The organism is Bacillus cereus group sp. MYBK195-1, assembly GCF_051916605.1.
Taxonomy (GTDB): domain Bacteria; phylum Bacillota; class Bacilli; order Bacillales; family Bacillaceae_G; genus Bacillus_A; species Bacillus_A cereus.
The window spans coordinates 473,804-491,110 of sequence record NZ_JBQAGZ010000001.1; the positions used below are offsets into that span (position 1 = coordinate 473,804).

Consider the following 17,307-nt stretch of genomic DNA (forward strand, 5'->3'; position numbering starts at 1 on the left):
ATACAGTGAAATGGAGGAGTGAGAATATAATGAAAGAATTAAAAGGAAAAATAGAAGATTATACTCGGTTTGGACAAATGCTTCTCGCTGTAAGTACATTGTTAATGGTTGGCTTATTGATTCCGAGTGGAGCAAAAGAGACAATCCAATTTTTTGTTATGATGGGGAGCATCGTTATATTTTTAAGCTTATCGTTCTTTTTCTTTCAGCGTGTGAAAGTGATGCGTGACCAGCTAGAGGAAAATGAATGTGAATAATATTGTTAACTAGAGCGCAGCGAAAAGAAAAAATCTTTTTGTCGCGCTTTTTGTTTTTTGTAGGAAAATATATGCGTTTCGTATTGACAATGATAATCCTTATCAATTAAAGTAGAATAGTAGTTAATGATTATCATTATCAATTAGAGGTGAAGAAATGAAAAAATCTATTACGCTATTTACAGCGATTTTATCTATTTTTTTCTTGTTAATAGGTTGCAGTGCCAAAGGGGACGAAAAAGCGTCTGCAACCAAAACAGAAAAAGGAAAAGAGAAAATCGAAATTACCGACCTATCAGGAAGAAAGGTAACATTCGATAAAGTGCCAGAAAGTTTTGCAACATTAAGTATGGGGGACATGGATATTATTCATGCTTTAGGTGGAAAAATAGTAGGTCGCCCGGATACGAAATTAACTCTTCCGGATGAGCTAAAGAAAGCACAAGTAATTGGGAATGCACATCAACCGAATTTTGAGCAAATTGTTAGTTTAAAGCCCGATGTACTTGTTGCTAACAATGGATTCCAAAAGAATGTGCCAACGGTTGAAGGACAAGGAACGCAAGTTATCATTTCTTCTGCGAATTCTGTACAAGATATTCAAAAGAATATTGAATTATATGGAACGGTAATGAAGAAAGAAGATAAAGCAAAAGAAATTATTCAAAAAATGAATGATCAAATGAAGAAATATGAGAAAAAGAGCGATGTGAAAGCATTGCTAGTGTATGGCGCACCAGGAACTTATTTAGCGGCATTACCAACATCTTTATCAGGTGATATTTTAGAAAAAACAGGCGGAAAAAATATTGCTTCTGATTTTCCAGAAACGAAAGAATATCCGCAATATGCACAGCTAAGTGTAGAACGTATTATTGAGGCGAATCCAGATGTGATTTATTTAATTACACACGGAGATCCAAAAAGTGTGAAAAAAGCATTCGAAGGCGAAATGATGAAAAATGAAGCGTGGAAAAATTTAGAGGCAGTAAAACAAAACCGCGTAGTTATTTTGCCACCTGATTTATTTGGATCTAATCCTGGTACAAAAGTTACAGAAGCAATGGACTTTATGTATAAAAGTATACAAGATGTAAGGAAATGATACGTATGGAAAGTAGTGAAGTAGTAAGAGAAAAGGAACATCCTTTTGCGAAAAAAAGATGGATAATAGCAGTTACTTTAGTTGTATTAACAATCCTAGGTCTCTTTTACGGTCTTTTCGCAGGAAGTTTATCCTTTTCTGTACGAGATATTCTAACGGGTATACAAGATGAAGGTTCGACAGTTCATCGAATTGTATGGGATCTTCGCATACCGAGAGTGCTCATTGGGTTTATAGTAGGAACATGTTTAGCTGCATCTGGTACACTGCTACAAGGAGTTATGAGAAACCCTCTTGCAGATCCTGGTATTATCGGAGTTTCATCTGGGGCAGGCCTTGTAGCAATTGTCATCATGATTTTATTCCCACAGCATCTAGCTTTTTTACCACTAGGGGCGTTTTTAGGAGCTTTCATAACAGCGATGGTTATTTATGCTTTATCATGGCAAAAAGGGGCACCACCTTCAAGAATCGTCTTAGTAGGGGTGTCGATCAATGCATTAATTGGTGCAGCAACGTCAGCATTAATGTTATTACATAGTGACAAAGTACAATCGGTGTTACCGTGGCTAGCGGGTGGTATTGGTGGTGTAAGTTGGGCACATTTAAATATGATTATTTATTATGCAATATTCGCCATTATATTAGCTTTCTTTGGTATTAAGCATATTCGAGTGTTAATGCTTGGAGATGAAATGGCAAAGTTATTAGGACATAACGTGGAAAAAAGTCGGTTTTATTTAATCGTAGTAAGTACATTATTAGCTGGAATTGCAGTAAGTGTGTCTGGTCTGATTGGATTTGTCGGTCTTGTCGTACCACATATGCTACGTTTATTAGTTGGAAATGATTATAGATATTTGCTACCTTTATCATGCCTTGGCGGCGGGGTATTACTTGTTTTTGCGGATGCAATAGCTCGAAGTTGGTTTGACCCAATCGAATTGCCTGTTGGTATTTTACTGTCCTTCTTAGGTGGTCCGTTCTTCTTATATTTAATTCATAGAGGAGGAAAACAAAGTGATTTCCGTTAACAAAGTGTTTTACGCACACTCTGAAAGATTTCAAATGCAAAATATGAATGTACATATTAAGGCTGGAGAAATCGTTAGTTTAATTGGTCCGAATGGATCGGGAAAATCTACTTTGCTTCGTTTAATAGCAAGGCTACTGAAACAAAGCGAAGGGGACATCATTTTAGATGGGAAAAATATTCATATGATGAAGAGTGCTGATGTAGCGAAGCAATTAGCAATGTTACCACAAATGCATGATCATCAATTAGATTTAACAGTGAAAGAACTAATTGAGTTCGGAAGAGGTCCACATAAATCATGGAGTAGCCACTTAAATAAAGAAGATGAAGAAATTGTTGATTGGGCATTGTCTGTTACAAATCTTGAAGGGTGTGAATATCGTCTTTTACATTCTTTATCAGGAGGAGAACGGCAACGTGCTTGGATTGCGATGACGCTAGCGCAACGTACAAATGTCTTATTATTGGATGAACCAACAACCTTTTTAGATATCGTTCACCAGTTGGAAGTAATGGAACTTGTGAAACGATTAAATGAGGAGTTTGGAATGACAATTATAATGGTTTTACATGACATTAACCAAGCTGCTCAATATAGCGATCGTTTACTTGTATTAAAGCGAGGGAAAATTCAGTATGATGGTATACCAGAAGAAGTACTATGCCATGAAATGTTTCAACATATATTTGGCATAGATGTAGATATTTTTCAGGGAAGTGACAAGCCTTTTTTTACACCGAAACGAATTTCTAAAAGGGGAGAAGAGCGATGCAAACAGAAGAGCGTATTACCATTGAATTAGTAAGAAAATTTGTTATGGCAGCTCACGGGGATTTAGAGAAAGTACAAGAGCTATTGGTTGAATCACCAAGCTTACTTCACGCCTCTTATAATTGGGGTGGATCAGATTGGGAAAGTGCGTTAGGCGCATCGGCACATGTAGGTCGTAAAGATATTGCTCTTTATTTACTAGAAAAGGGTGCTCGGATGGATATTTTTGCAGCAGCTATGCTTGGTGAATTAGAAGTTGTACAAGCTATTTTAGTAGCTCAACCAGAAGCATTGCGCGCATCTGGTCCTCATGGTATTTCTCTTCTTCAACATGCACGAATGGGTGGAGAGAAATCTAAGCGTGTATATGATTATTTAGCAATACTATCTTAATGAACGAAGGAAGTTCTTATGTGCGGTAAACTTTTCACTTGAAACAATTGGAAAGTTTACCGCCCGTTAGAACGGGATAAGTATCTAGTATATTTGAAAATCCTACACCCCCCTCAATTGTAGTTTTCTTTATGCTAGTTATGATATGGATGCAGTGGACAATATTTGTCTACTGCTTTTTTTGTTTCTATAAGATTGAATATTCTGTGTTATGTAGTTGATTCATTTATAATAAATGGTAACATTTATTGTGCATACAAAATATGATTGTGAAATTAAGAAGAAATTAGTAGAAAGGAGTGAAGGAATGTTTCATACAGACCGTTTACAAATTCGTAAATATACAATGGATGATTTACAGTTCTACGCTTCACTATGGGGAAACGAAAAAGTAATGCGCTATATTGGAAATGGGAATTTAAAAACATATATGCAATGTAAAAAAAGTTTGGAAGAGTGGGTAATTCCTAGCTATAAAAACGGCCTCGGTTTATTTGTATTAATTGAAAAGGAAACGGGGATACGGATTGGTCATGCAGGATTAGTAAAGCAGCAGATAGATGGAAAAGAGGAAATTGAAATTGGTTATTGGTTATTACCTCAGTATTGGGGAAAAGGCTATGCGAAAGAAGCAGCGGCAGCATTTCGAGACTATGGCTTCCAAGCGTTACGAATGAATAAATTGATTTCTCTTATTAATCCGGACCACCCCGCCTCAATCTTTGTCGCTAGAAAAACGGGGCTTAGTTATGAGAAAACAACTTCATTTCATGGGATGGATGTTCTCGTTTATTCCATTAGGCGCGTTGGATGAAAAAAGGTTAATTGCATTTTTTGAAGAATGGTATATAAAAATAAAGGGGGGATTACATGTACATTTATCATAATGGACTTATTATTCGTGAGGGAACGAATGGTGTACCTGCATATGCAATTAAGACTTTATTTGAAGATGCCGGTTGGAGCAATGATAATATCCCTTCTTGGCAAATTGAAAAATTCACGATAGCATTTGAAAATTCAACATGGGCATTCACAATCTGGGATGAAGAAGAGATGATTGCCATGGTTAGAGTCATTTCTGATGGAATCATGGTCGCGAACATAGTAAATTTAGTTGTGAAATGTGAATATAGAGGGAAGGGATTAGGTAAGAAACTTGTCGCTCTTTGTTTGCAAAAGCTACCACATGGTGACTGGTTTGCACATACTTCTGCGAACAATTTTGATTTTTATAGAAGCTGTGGATTTGAAGTTAGAGAGCTATCGAGAAATGGAACATGTGCGTATTATGGATATCAAGTCGCCAAAAGAGATGGTCACCGATAAATGAATGGCAAGTAAAAAAGTATAGCGAGGTAATTTTGAGACTTTTGATAATAGAGAATGGATTGAGGCTCGTTTTATGATAAAATAAAAGAAAATTCTGTTTATTTCTAGGGGGATAAAAATGAGTATAAAAGTTGGGGATGTATTTAAATATGAAAGAAGATTTACTGAGGAAGAGGTTTTTGAATTTGCAAATATTACCGGTGATAAAGGTAGACACCATGTGGAATACGATGAAGATGGAAGATTAATGGTTCATGGTTTATTGACTGCTAGCATTGGGACGAAAGTGGGAGAAGAGTTACATTACATAGCAAGAGAATTAGTAAGTGAGTTTATTAGACCAGTGTTCACAGGAGATACGATCACTTGTGAACTAACTTTAACAAATGTTGAGCAAATGGAAGGCTATAAAAAAGTTTCAATCGAGTCAGTTTATCGCAATCAGCATGAAAAGACTGTACTAGTTGGGACAAGTTATGGAATTATAAGGGGATAAAAAAGAAGCCTGTTTAACAGGCTTCTTTTTTATTATTTAGTAAACACGTTTTCGATTTTCTGCATAACTAGAGATGAGTAATAATGCAGTTTCTTCTCCTATATTACGAACAATATGAGGAACACATGCATTCCATGAGAAAGAATCACCTTCTTCTACAATTGCAATATCTTCACCGTGCTGAACTTCTAGTTTTCCGCGTAATACAAGGTGACATTCTTCCCCTTCATGGGCATTTGGTGAGTTTTCTTTCGGGAATCCAGTAGGGATTTCTACTAAAGATAGGCGAAGGCCCCCTTGCTCCGCAACATGTTCAATTCTTTGCTCATCTTTGCCGTATACACTGTATTTCCGTTCTTCTTTTTTGACAATTTTTAATCGATCTTTTTGCTCTAACAATAAATAGGGAAGGGGAACGTTTAAAAAATTGGAGATCGTTTCTAAAGTTGAGATAGATGGTGATGTTTTATTATTTTCAACCTGACTCATAAATCCTTTAGAAAGACCTGTTCCCTCACAAATTTGTGCGATTGTTATGCCCCTACGTTGACGAATTTCACGTATTGCAGAACCAATATTCATAAAATCAAGCTCCTTTTTGTAAACAACTATTTGTATCATAGCAAAAAAAATATATTTTTTCCCAGTGAAAATGAATTGACGAATAAAAAAAATTAGTGTATGTTTTGTAATGTGAATAAAAGTTTTATATAATAAAACTATAAAGGAGAGAAAGAAATGAATCAACATATTGGTAACTTAATTATTCGTATCGTGTTAGGGGTAACATTCTTCATGCACGGTTTAACAAAATTCCAATCAGGAATTGACAATATTGCAGGGTGGTTTACAAGCATTGGTTTACCAGGAGGACTTGCATACGGTGTAGCAACATTTGAATTAGTTGGAGGCCTATTATTAATTCTAGGTTTAGGTGTAAGATATATTGGATTATTATTTGCACTTGTTATGGTTGGAGCAATCGTAAAAGTGAAATGGTCAGCTGGTTTATTGGGAGATGGAAAAAATCCTGGTTTCGAATTAGAACTTGCATTATTAGCAATGGGTGCATACTTATTTGTTGCAAAAGCTGATGGTTTTGTAGATAATTTCTTAAAAGAAAAAATGTCAAAGAAGAAATAATTTAAATGGGGGAGGCTAACAAGATGAGTTTTCAACTTCATCCCAATACAACACTTGATGTTGTTCATTTATACGTATCTAATGTAAAGAAATCACTAGAGTTTTATACGGAAGTACTAAGTATGAAGGTGCTAAAAGAAGAAAAAGCAGTCGTTACATTTGGGAATGAAAATGATGAACCACTTCTTATCATTGAAGAAAAGAAAGAAGCTTTTCCGAAGCAAAGAGGAAGAACAGGGTTATATCATTACGCAATTTTATTACCAAGTAGGCAGGATTTAGCGAATGTTCTTCGTCATCTTGTAGAAATGGTATATCCACTACATGGCGGGGCCGATCATTACTTTAGTGAAGCTCTTTATTTAGCTGATCCAGATGGAAACGGGATTGAAATTTATCATGATCGACAAAAAGAAGTTTGGCGTGATGAGAATGGAGAGCTCCCATTTGTTAGTAACCCGTTAGCTGGTGAAGAATTATTGCAGCAAGGAAGTACATGGAGTGGATTTCCAGCTGGTACTGTGATGGGGCATATTCATTTCCATGTAGCTGATTTAGAGGAAGCGAAACGTTTCTATGTTGATGGTCTTGGTTTTGAAGTAACGATCCCAGCTCGTAATGGAGCGTTGTTCGTATCAGCAGGTGGCTATCATCACCATATCGGTTTAAATACATGGCAAGGTGAAGGGGTACCACCGCAAATGCCAGGTTCTGTTGGTTTGAAATATTTCACAATTGTACTAGCGGATGAAAAACAAAAAGAACAAGTATGTGAAAGCTTAAAAAATATTGGCAAGATTGCTACGTACAAAGATGGAATATTACAAGTCGAGGATCCATTTGGACATTGTATCCATTTCAAAATAAAAGGAGAAGCCTAAAAAGGCTTCTCTTTTTTATTTTCTTATAATTGCATTTTCGTTTTGTAAAAATAGTTCATCAAATTGTTTTGCAAGCTCAAAATCTAGTTTCGTTAAACCTTTTGCATTCCAAGATGACAAAGTAATAATAACTGCTTTATACTGGATAAGGATAAATGGATGGTGATTATGTTCTTCTGATAGTTTGGCGGCTTCAGAGACAAATTCGACTCCTTTTAAGTAGTCGGAAAACATATATTTTCGTTCAATCCATTTCTCATCTTTTACCATCCATTTATCTACCTTCAATAATTCCTCGTGAACTTCTTCTTCAGTTAATCTTAGCATCATTTTTCACATCCTTTATTGGAAGTAACGCAAGACCATTGTTAATAAGGCGTGTTACAGCTTCGTCAGTTGTGAAAGTAGAAAGTTGATGTAGTAATGCTGCAGATGTTTCATGCCCTTTGTTATGCTCTAAAAGTAACTCTAATACTTCAAGGCGCAGCAACCATTCTTTCGCATAAAATTTATTTAATACTTCTTGAATTGCTACTAATTGATCGATATGCGCGTCGTGTAAAATCCCCTTACTTCGAATATCTCGAACTGTTTGATACATACGCTCGAGTTCATTCAGTACAAGCGGAGCAGGAATTTCTTGAACTTCTTCATCCATTGGGAAAAATGCTGCTGCATCTGCGGCACCTGGGAATACTGAAGTGATTTGTGAGCCAACAGCCATATCAAATGCGCCCCATGAAGCATCAAATAAAACGCGGGCGTTATAAGTAACTGTGCAATCGATAAAGGAAATAAGAGCAATTTTCTTATCGTTTTTCACAATATCTGTTACTGTTCCTTTTACATGAATACCACTTGCAAAAGTAAACTCAGCGATAGTTCCAATTGTAATTCCTAATGATTGTAGTTGTTCGTCTGTACAATTTTCTAATGCAATATTTTCAGTAAGTAATCCAATCGGTGTTCCAAATCCGTCACTGTGTACAGAAGTAGAATGATTCGCTAACTGTTTATTATGAAGCGCTAATGCCGTTGGCGAATTTGTTCGCATGTAAATTAATTCACCTGCATCGTTTTCAATTGTCTCGCTAAATGTACCTGTGATTTGTAATCCGCTATTTAGCTCAGCTGTTGCATAGTTCTCAGAGCGAATTGCTTTTTCTAAACCTTCTTTTCCACCTGTTTTAAAGGCCATTGTTTTAGAAAATGTTTCAAGCGCATCTGTTAATTCTTCAAAGGACTTGCAAACGAATAGTTGTGGTTGCATTTTTGTTACGTCATAAGTTGTCCCTGTACATGCTTCGATAGAAAATGGAACTTTTTCTACAGCGTCTGTTAAGCAATGTTTGCTTTCGCCAACAGAAGAAAGGAGACCAGCACCATATATTTTTGGATCATCTATATTTCCAATCAATCCATATTCTACTGTCCACCAGAAAAGACGTGAAATTTGTTCAGCTTCTGATAAACCAGAAACTAAGTTTTGTTTTTCGATTACAGCATTTTCAGCAGCCTTAACTTCATCAGGAGTAGAAGTAGGACTTTCTTTTACTATCGTTAATGTACGAACAGCTTCAAATGCATCATGTTCTTCTTTTGTAGAGAAAGCTTTTGCACCAATTTGCCCAAAACGTTTCACATATTTTGCATATGTAGGATCAAGTAAAATCGGTGCGTGTCCTGCGGCTTCGTGTACGATATCTGGAGCTGGTGTGTACTCGATATTTTCTACTTTCCGAATATCTGTTGCGATTGGTAGTAATCCGTGTCCTTGGAAATCGAAGAATGCTACACCGGGAATAAGTCCGTCAATCGTTACAGCGCCCCAGCCACTTGGTGCCAAACACTCATTCATTTCTTCTACTTTTGGAATTGAATCTATATTAATACCAGATGATTGTAGTCCGTTCACATAGGCTGGATGAGCAACGTCTTTTAAGAAACTATGATTTTGTCTCATAATATAACGCCACACAGCGTGATTCACCGGTGTGTATTGATCATAATGTTGTGTGGATACGAATGGTTTTAAATGCGATGGGATTTCTGTTTTCTTTGTCATTTAGACATCCTCCTTTTTTTTCAATAAAATTGAATATCGATTTCGTATAGCTTGTATCACCTCCTTTCATTTTTGTAAGCGCTTATAAAATTTTATCATAAGATTCGGAATTATTTAACATATGTTTCTGTGAGAAATAGAAAAAGCCCCTATCGGAAAATCCGATAGGGGCGAAAGAATCGCGGTACCACCCTATTTGTAAGAGAAAATATACTTACATCTCAATTAATGATAACGGAAAAATTCCGTCTTTTCCTTCATGCATAAAAGCACTACGAAAAAGAAGCTCCAGAATTGTAATTCATACTTATATATGTGCTAATTTCCACCGACCATTAGCTCTCTGTAACAGGGATATAAGATACTACTGCGATTCTTTCAACGCGTATATATGAAATTGTGTAAGAGGATGGATGCAAAAAAGTCCCTATCGGAAAATCCGATAGGGACGATAAAAATCGCGGTACCACCCTATTTGTAAACAACTAATTGTTTACCACTCACTTTACGATAACGGAAAGATCCGTCTTTCTCTTCATGCCATAAAAAGCATTACGGGAAAGAAGCTCCAGAATTGTAATTCACGCTTGTATATGTACTGATTCGCACCAACCATCAGTTCTCTGAGACAGTGATATAAGTCGCTACTAGCATTCCTTCAAAGCCGATATATAATTCGTTCAACTAAACTATGTTTTGTATTATAAAACTATATTAAAAAAATTGTCAACAAAAATTTTTTATCCCGTGTTAATGAGCAGTAAAATTCCTACCTCAAAATTCAGTGGAAGTAAAGAAGTAAAGAAGTAAGATGGGAGCCTAACTGCTCGTGAACCCCCGATTGGTGAAGGCTAATAATCAGTGGGGATGAACGAAATCTCCACTGATTAAAATTTCACTTTATTTCACTTCTAAATTAACAGTTAAATTAGAGGTATTGCCAGCTGCATCAGTTGCTACAATGTGAATAGTATTTTTTCCTTCGTGTAATTGAGTGCGATCGAAATAAATGTCATAGCTTTTCTCCCAAGGGTTCAGGAATGCCTGTTCCCATACACCATTTCCGTTAATTTCATATTGCATTCTCACTGGAATACCAGGTGCTATCCAACCAGATTCTGACATCCAATCTAGTAGAATATCATCAACTTTTCCTCTAATTACAAGATTTTCTTGGTCAACCTCGTGTGTTAACTTAGGTGCAGTTCGATCAAGAAATACAGCAGCTGTTTGCTTTGTTTCTCCGCCAGAATTAGAAGCAACTGCTTCAATTTGATATAGCCCGTCAGTTAAAGGAGTGCCATCTGCTTTTGTACCATTCCATTTGAAAGGTTTATACCCAGGAGTTGCATTTTTAGCTTGATGGATAATCCCTTGATACGTTACATGTTCTTTCGTAACTAAATTTGCATGCAATGTGATATCATCCACAGGCGCAACTAAATAGTAGTTGATGAGATTATCATCTAGTACGTGGTCGCCATTTGGGCTAAAAGTAGAATTAATAATTTCAAGTCCATCGATACGTTTATAATCTTTAGGATCGATACTAAATGTGAATGGAATTCGAATTTCTTCTTTTGCCCCTTGTTCTTTTACATATACATTTCCAGTATATACACCTTGTTGTAGTGAGTTATCTACAGTGATAGTAAATGGTTTTTCGGTACTACTATTCGGTTGTATGCTAATCGATGAAGGGACAGAAGCTTTTACTTTTGTTTTTGTGTTTGCATCTAGTAATTCCACACGAGTTGAAAAACTTTTCTTTTTACTAGAAAGGTTTTGTAATGTAACATTTTGCGTCAGTTTTACTTTTCCGCTATTGGGCTTAATAAGACCGAAGCTGACATTGTTAGGTTTTACTAATATATTTGTTTGAGCTGCTTTCGGAATGTTAATTAAACCAGATCCTTGTGCCATAACAGGGTATGTATTTTCATTGACATCATGTAATGTTTTGGCATTGTTGGCAAGAGCCGCTTTCAATTGTTCTGTCGTCCAATCAGGATGCATTTGACGCAAGAGGGCAACCGCTCCAGCTACTTGCGGAGCAGCCATACTTGTTCCGTTATGCGATTCATAGCCGCCTCGCGGTACTGTACTAGTAATTTGTACTCCAGGTGCAACAACATCAGGCTTTATTAGCCAACTTCCTTGTGATGGTCCTCTTGAACTAAAGTTACCGATAAGTTCTGTTTGCTTTGGTTGTCCAATTTTTATGTTTTTCTTTCGTTTTGTAATTAAAGTTTTTAATTCTTCCCCATTTGTATTTGATAATTGCGTTACTGGGACAGCTAGATGTTCACGTGAAAAATATTCCGGCATCATATTAATTTCTTTTTCGCTAGAGATTAATAACACACCAAGTGCACCAGCTTGCTTCGCTTGTTCTGCTTTTACTAATGTACTAGAAGTACCTTGTAAAATAAGTGCGAATTTCCCTTTTACATCTTGTTTTGCATAATCACTTGGATTGCCATAACCAACATATACAAGAGGGGAATCATTTCCTATTGGAAAATCGGATTTTGATAACGGTAACCCTTGATATGTTTTGCTGGAACCAGCTACTTGGAATGTTGGAAACGGGATAGAAACCGTAGATGCTCCAACAGAAATGACACTACTTGCGTTACCGGGAGCATCAACAGACCAAGGTTTTGGTCCGTCATTTCCATTTGAAACGACAGCAGTAACACCAAGTTTCGCTGCTCGTTCTAACGTTAATGTTACAGGCTGATCAGGTACATTTAAATCCTGCCCAAGGGAGAGGTTTAACACATCCGCACCATCTTGAATCGCTCGCTCAATCCCTTGGATAATATAATATCATCTGTTGTACCAGTTCCACCGTCATTCATTACACGATAGGCTAGAATAGAAGCGTTTGGAGCAACGCCTTTAATTTTTCCGTTACCTGCAATAATTCCAGCTACATGAGTACCATGTACGTTACCATCCATTGGATCGTTATCTTCATCAACCGTGTCATATCCACCGATATAATTTGCCTTTAAGTCAGGGTGTGTATAGTCTACGCCAGAGTCGATAATGGCTACTTTCATGCCTTTTCCATCAAGCGGTTTGCCAGATGGATCTTTTAAATTCCACGCTTCAGGTGCACCAATTGTCGGTCCACCGATATTTGGTGCTTCTTCGTTAGTAGCACTTTTTGATGTTTCATGCAATTTATATGTTAAGTTCGGATAGACTGCTTTTACTTCAGGTAAAGAGGCAAGAGAGGTAATTTGATCTCCAGGAACTGAAATAGAGAATCCGGAAAATAACGTATTATACACTTCTTTAATTTTTGCACCAGGTGCTTTTTCTTTTATTTTCTTAGTCGTATCTTCTTGTGCTTTTTTTAGCTCAGCATGATAAGACTGCGCATTACTATTTTGGAAATCTGGAGCATGCTGAATATTACTTTGAGCAGCGAGAGGTGCGTGTTGCAATTCTACAATTACTGATATTTCTTTTGTTGTTTTCGTTTCAACATTTTGAGCAATTTTATGTTCTCCCCACTGTTCAATCGTTGTTTTTAATTGTGGACTAAATTGCTTTTCCTTTTGTAGTGATTCAGCATGAGCGCTTAAAGCTCCAAAACTAGAAAAGACAAGCGCCATGCTTAATAGTGTAGATGTAGTTTTTTTCATTGATACTCCCCCTAATAAAAGTGCTAATATTCAGAAATAAAATCTTGCATTTTAGTTAAAAATTATAAATATAAATGTTGGATAAACTATACTTTCGACATAATTCATACCAATCCTCTATGAATTGAAAATTTCTTGGGAAATTTTTTCTGATTATGTCGAATCGATATTTTTCACATATTGTAGGGAGAAAGTGAGGAATGCTATGAGGGAAATGGAGTGATGGTATGAAAAGGCTAATAGTAAGTGGTAGTGTAGTGTTGTTTATGTTTTTATTTTCTATCACTATTACTAGTGCAGAAAATAATAGTGTGAAAGTTGCTTTTATTCGTCATCATAACCTTTGGATTAAAGTTGATGGGAAAGAAATACAGATTACAAAAGGAGAGTACATAACAGGGCCGAAGTGGTCATATGATGGGGAGTGGCTAGCATATGTAAAAGGGAAGAAACAAAGTATTCTTGAGTTATATCGGATGAAAGATGGAAAGAAAGTTACGCCGTTTCACTCAGAAGCATCAAATTATCAATGGTCACCAACAGAAAATATAATTGCATTTATATTTACAGGTACATTAAATACATTTGATGTAGAAAAAAAGAATGCAGATTTTGAAAATGTATCGGCTGGTGTAGGGGATTATGCATGGTACCCCGATGGAAAGAACTTTCTTGTATCCTCTGAAGCGCACTTACTTCCAACAGGATGGACAGGTGCTCAGCTATATGAAGTGCAAAAAGATGCACATATGAATCCTCACAAAATGAAGCATTTGTATGCATTGCCAAATGAACATGATGATTTCCTAGCGCTAGTAGCAAGTGGCTTTAAGTGGTCACCAGACCAAAAGTGGATTTCATTTTTAGCAGTACCGACAGCTTCATGGTCAGCTGATAGTAATACGCTTTGCTTAGTTCGTGCAGATGGCAGTCGGTTTGAAAAAGTAGATCAAATGTTATTAAACGCACAATGGTTTCAATGGGCACCATCAAAAAATATATTAGCTTATATTGAAGGGAGCGGAAGAGTTGCATTAGAAAATAAGCATTTAAAAGTAAAGGAATTGCCAGCACTTCAGCAGAACATATTTACGCCGAAAGGATATGTTGATTGGGATTTTGTATGGAAGAACGATAGAGTAATTATCGTTTCACGAGCAAAAGAGGCAGGGATAGAAACTCCACCAGAAAAAAGGCCACTACCATCTTTGTATGAGGTCGATAGTACAAGTAATGCACAGCATCAAATCACAAAGAAAACGAACAAGCAAGGGGATTACCACCCGATCTTCATGAAGAAGAGTAATCAATTAATTTGGATACGTTCAGACCGTAAGAAAGCGGATGTATGGCTTGTTCATAAAGATGGGAAACAGGAAAAGAAGTGGATTGAAAATATAGATGTACCAGCGTGGTATTATGAGAAATGGAATTGGGAAAATGTCATCTCGGTGAAATAACAATAAAAAACTGCCTAAAAGATCATTTTAGGCAGTTTTTTATTGTTATTTATGCGTTTTATTTGGCTTTTTTTTCGCTGGGTTTCCGTTCCCTTGGCGCTTTCTATTTTGTTCATCTTTTGCTTGTTTTTCATGCAGTGTATCTAAAAAGTCATTCGAGTTACTCATTTTTCTATCGCTCCTTTCATTTCGTCCTAATTACTATAACCATTTAGGAGGATAATCATGAGTTAGAAGTTAGGCACTTAATTTTCTTCGATAATGTAAGTAAAATATTCCATACATAACAAATAGCATGAGTAAAACTTGTAACTCTACATTTTCCTTTAAAATAGCTGCGATAGGGTCTGGTAAGTACGGTGATTTATCGTTTGTGCTTAAACCTAACCATTTATTTAAGAGGCTAATGGTACAAAACATAAAAACACCGGACCAGCTTGCCGCAATTGCTTTTTGTTTAATTTTTGTTTCACGTTCATCATCTGTAATCCAAGGATTAGCAGTTTTATCACTACTAAAGAAGCCGTTTATATATCCCCATACAATCATTCCAATAAAGACAATTATCCATTTCATATATGTAATTCTCCTTTCGGTGTAAAAAGTATTTTACATGTGATATTGTAATATTTTACAAAGATTAGTGTCAAACCTTTTTTACATATCGTTTTTTATACAGCAGGAATAAAGAATGCAATAGGGAAGAAATATGTGTGAGGATTTTATAGTAAGAGGAGGCTGAATATGAAAATCGTTTTTGTTCGGCATGGTGAAGGTGAACATACAACGGATTTACCAGAAAGTTTACAAGTGTTTGACCCACCATTGACGAGAGTAGGAAAGGCTCAAGCTAAATTACTTCAACTTGATGTACCATTGCAAGAAACGGATATATTAATTGTTAGCCCTACACTTAGAACTTTGCAAACGGCGACAATATGGAGTGCGAAAGTTGCTTGTCAAAAAATCGTCCATCCATATGTATCCCCGCGTATTTTTCCTTATCGAGAAGGAGCGAAAACATTACCGTGCGATTATATAGTAGATCAGGGAATGATAACAAAGTTATTTCCGCATTTTTCGATAGAGAAAAGCTCAAATAATCAGTTATGGAAGGAAGGTATAAACACTATTTCAGAGAATAGTTTTCAGCAAATAGTAAATGAATTTCTTCTTTGGTGTTATGAACTGGGTGCTGAAAGAATTTGCATTGTATCTCACGATGGAACAATTACAGCATATAGGCAATATTTACAGAAAGTCGTTTTAACTAGATCAGATTTTTTGAAAGAAACGGGCATATATGAAATGGATTTATCCCATAAAATTCTGATTGATAAGGGCTGATTATAGGATGGGGGTTGTATGTTGAATATTGCATTAGTAGTTGGTTTTAATTCGGATTTAGAGGCGCAATCAATCCGAGCATCTCTTGAATATTTTGGTGCAAGGGTTGTGACATATTGGATTGGTAGACCGAAAGATTTTGTGGAAGTTCTTTCTGGAAAGAACTTATTTAACGATATTAATTATATTATTTTTTGCTTTCATGGTGAAGAAGGGAAGTTTGTCATGGAAGAGTTAGGCGAAGAAGTATATGAACAAGATGAACCGAGAGGGTATTTTGGTACAGAAGAAATTTATAAATATGCAAAATTGCATAATACACATATTGTAAATAGCGGGTGCACGTTAGGGGAGAAAAATCTAGCAAAATCTTTTTTACATAGTGGGGCGAAATCATATATTGGATCGATTGATTATGTAGATGGAAATGCAGCACTTATGTTTACTATACGCTTATTTTATGGGGTTATTAACCATGGGAAAACGTTAGAAGAAGCGTTTCAAGAAGCGAGTTTAATTGATGAGGAGACACATACATTTCGATTCTATAATTAGTGTGAAACACGTTTATTCTATATTCGAATAAACGTGTTTCACATTTAACTCACATTTTTTTTACATTTTTTTCAATGAAAATGATTATCACTTGTGGTATGATATGTTCAAGTTTTTACAGGTAATAAAAGTTACTATATAAACATTAGTTTTTAATGTTTCATACGCATGTCACAGATTATTCATAATTAACATTTGAAAAATAAGTAACTAATGTTATTATATTATCTGTAACTAACTTAATTACAACTTTAGGAGGAAGATATGGTTATTCAATTTTTAAGAGAAAACAAAGCAGTTTCTTTTGTATTAGCAGTAATTCGAGTATATCTTGGTTACACATGGTTAATGGCAGGAATCGGTAAACTACAAGGAAAAGGATTCGATGCAACAGGTTATTTGCAAGGGGCAATTGAAAAATCTAAAGGTGCACAACCGGCTGTTCAATCTTGGTGGGCATCATTCTTACAAGAATTTGCAATTCCAAATGTAGATTTGTTTAATACACTTGTAACATGGGGAGAAATTTTAGTCGGAATTGGTTTAATTGTAGGCTGTTTAACAAAAACAGCGGTCTTTTTTGGCCTTGTAATGAACTTTTCCTATATGTTTAGTGGGTCAATTGGTGTGAACCCTGAGATGGTTATCTTATCTATGTTTGTTCTTGTTTCCGGTATGAACGCTGGGAAATTTGGAATGGATGGCTTCGTTATCCCGAAAGTATTAGGATCAAAAACTCAAAAACGCCAAAAGCAAGCTGCTTAATATATGAAAACGGGTATCTCAAAATGAGATACCCGTTTATG

The 17,307-nt window shown here is 36.0% G+C and carries 19 protein-coding genes, 1 pseudogene and 2 other annotated features; of the genes and pseudogenes, 14 read left to right on the forward strand and 6 right to left on the reverse strand.

Going from position 1 to position 17,307, the window contains the following annotated elements:
- Positions 1-29: 29 nt before the first annotated feature.
- From ACTFRY_RS02550 to ACTFRY_RS02585, 8 genes are all read left to right on the forward strand, one after another.
- On the forward strand, positions 30-257 hold the full coding sequence (locus ACTFRY_RS02550; protein ID WP_000661265.1) for a YrhC family protein: 228 nt from the start codon (positions 30-32) through the stop codon (positions 255-257).
- 157 nt (positions 258-414) lie between these two features.
- The gene (locus tag ACTFRY_RS02555) at positions 415-1,362 is read left to right on the forward strand and encodes an ABC transporter substrate-binding protein (RefSeq protein ID WP_000748455.1); all 948 of its coding nucleotides are present in this window, start codon (positions 415-417) and stop codon (positions 1,360-1,362) included.
- Positions 1,363-1,367: 5 nt separating this feature from the next.
- Positions 1,368-2,396 carry a FecCD family ABC transporter permease gene (locus ACTFRY_RS02560; protein WP_002000971.1) on the forward strand — a complete coding sequence of 343 codons (1,029 nt, stop codon included), beginning with the start codon at positions 1,368-1,370 and terminating at the stop codon, positions 2,394-2,396.
- Positions 2,383-3,201, forward strand: coding sequence for an ABC transporter ATP-binding protein (locus ACTFRY_RS02565; RefSeq protein ID WP_098616178.1), 819 nt, complete (start codon positions 2,383-2,385; stop codon positions 3,199-3,201). Before ACTFRY_RS02560 ends, ACTFRY_RS02565 begins: the two co-directional genes overlap by 14 nt.
- Positions 3,168-3,563, forward strand: coding sequence for an ankyrin repeat domain-containing protein (locus tag ACTFRY_RS02570; RefSeq protein ID WP_016118650.1), 396 nt, complete (start codon positions 3,168-3,170; stop codon positions 3,561-3,563). Before ACTFRY_RS02565 ends, ACTFRY_RS02570 begins: the two co-directional genes overlap by 34 nt.
- A gap of 235 nt (positions 3,564-3,798) precedes the next feature.
- Positions 3,799-4,377 carry a GNAT family N-acetyltransferase gene (locus ACTFRY_RS02575; RefSeq protein WP_136986246.1) on the forward strand — a complete coding sequence of 193 codons (579 nt, stop codon included), beginning with the start codon at positions 3,799-3,801 and terminating at the stop codon, positions 4,375-4,377.
- Between the two features lie 56 nt (positions 4,378-4,433).
- A complete protein-coding gene (locus ACTFRY_RS02580; RefSeq protein WP_000276114.1) occupies positions 4,434-4,892 on the forward strand; it encodes a GNAT family N-acetyltransferase in 459 nt (152 codons plus the stop codon).
- A 121-nt stretch (positions 4,893-5,013) separates the two neighbouring features.
- A complete protein-coding gene (locus ACTFRY_RS02585) occupies positions 5,014-5,391 on the forward strand; it encodes a MaoC/PaaZ C-terminal domain-containing protein (RefSeq protein ID WP_000025014.1) in 378 nt (125 codons plus the stop codon).
- Between the two features lie 36 nt (positions 5,392-5,427).
- On the opposite strand, the gene ACTFRY_RS02590 is transcribed toward ACTFRY_RS02585, so the two are convergent.
- Positions 5,428-5,973 (reverse strand): helix-turn-helix domain-containing protein, encoded by a 546-nt coding sequence (locus ACTFRY_RS02590; RefSeq protein WP_001020693.1) that lies wholly within the window; start codon positions 5,971-5,973, stop codon positions 5,428-5,430.
- A 156-nt stretch (positions 5,974-6,129) separates the two neighbouring features.
- On the opposite strand from ACTFRY_RS02590, the gene ACTFRY_RS02595 reads away from it, so the two are divergent.
- The gene (locus ACTFRY_RS02595; RefSeq protein WP_001071552.1) at positions 6,130-6,534 is read left to right on the forward strand and encodes a DoxX family protein; all 405 of its coding nucleotides are present in this window, start codon (positions 6,130-6,132) and stop codon (positions 6,532-6,534) included.
- Between the two features lie 23 nt (positions 6,535-6,557).
- Positions 6,558-7,415 carry a VOC family protein gene (locus ACTFRY_RS02600; RefSeq protein WP_000009857.1) on the forward strand — a complete coding sequence of 286 codons (858 nt, stop codon included), beginning with the start codon at positions 6,558-6,560 and terminating at the stop codon, positions 7,413-7,415.
- Between the two features lie 15 nt (positions 7,416-7,430).
- Here the strand turns inward: ACTFRY_RS02600 and ACTFRY_RS02605 are convergent, their stop codons facing one another.
- From ACTFRY_RS02605 to ACTFRY_RS02615, 3 genes and pseudogenes are all read right to left on the reverse strand, one after another.
- A complete protein-coding gene (locus ACTFRY_RS02605) occupies positions 7,431-7,745 on the reverse strand; it encodes a 4a-hydroxytetrahydrobiopterin dehydratase (RefSeq protein WP_000979538.1) in 315 nt (104 codons plus the stop codon).
- On the reverse strand, positions 7,726-9,480 hold the full coding sequence (locus ACTFRY_RS02610; RefSeq protein ID WP_098616179.1) for an aromatic amino acid hydroxylase: 1,755 nt from the start codon (positions 9,478-9,480) through the stop codon (positions 7,726-7,728). The genes ACTFRY_RS02605 and ACTFRY_RS02610 overlap by 20 nt, the downstream gene beginning before the upstream one ends.
- Positions 9,481-9,643: 163 nt before the next feature.
- Positions 9,644-9,871, reverse strand: a binding site (T-box leader).
- Between the two features lie 50 nt (positions 9,872-9,921).
- Positions 9,922-10,151 (reverse strand) — a binding site (T-box leader).
- A gap of 229 nt (positions 10,152-10,380) precedes the next feature.
- A pseudogene (locus tag ACTFRY_RS02615) lies at positions 10,381-13,139 on the reverse strand (S8 family peptidase).
- 227 nt (positions 13,140-13,366) lie between these two features.
- On the opposite strand from ACTFRY_RS02615, the gene ACTFRY_RS02620 reads away from it, so the two are divergent.
- A complete protein-coding gene (locus tag ACTFRY_RS02620; RefSeq protein WP_016118647.1) occupies positions 13,367-14,599 on the forward strand; it encodes a TolB family protein in 1,233 nt (410 codons plus the stop codon).
- A gap of 45 nt (positions 14,600-14,644) precedes the next feature.
- Here the strand turns inward: ACTFRY_RS02620 and ACTFRY_RS02625 are convergent, their stop codons facing one another.
- Complete coding sequence (locus tag ACTFRY_RS02625) at positions 14,645-14,767, reverse strand: DUF4023 domain-containing protein (RefSeq protein ID WP_000071861.1); 123 nt, start codon at positions 14,765-14,767, stop codon at positions 14,645-14,647.
- Positions 14,768-14,836: 69 nt separating this feature from the next.
- Entirely contained in the window at positions 14,837-15,175 is a 339-nt protein-coding gene (locus ACTFRY_RS02630; RefSeq protein ID WP_000871145.1) for a hypothetical protein, read from the reverse strand.
- A 168-nt stretch (positions 15,176-15,343) separates the two neighbouring features.
- Here ACTFRY_RS02630 and ACTFRY_RS02635 point away from each other — a divergent pair, with 168 nt between their 5' ends.
- The 3 genes from ACTFRY_RS02635 (at position 15,344) to ACTFRY_RS02645 (ending at position 17,266) form a co-directional block, all read left to right on the forward strand.
- The gene (locus ACTFRY_RS02635; protein ID WP_098616180.1) at positions 15,344-15,946 is read left to right on the forward strand and encodes a histidine phosphatase family protein; all 603 of its coding nucleotides are present in this window, start codon (positions 15,344-15,346) and stop codon (positions 15,944-15,946) included.
- An 18-nt stretch (positions 15,947-15,964) separates the two neighbouring features.
- Positions 15,965-16,501, forward strand: a complete 537-nt coding sequence (locus ACTFRY_RS02640) for a hypothetical protein (protein ID WP_000931924.1) — start codon at positions 15,965-15,967, stop codon at positions 16,499-16,501.
- Positions 16,502-16,765: 264 nt separating this feature from the next.
- Positions 16,766-17,266, forward strand: coding sequence for a DoxX family protein (locus ACTFRY_RS02645; RefSeq protein ID WP_000236612.1), 501 nt, complete (start codon positions 16,766-16,768; stop codon positions 17,264-17,266).
- Positions 17,267-17,307: the final 41 nt, after the last annotated feature.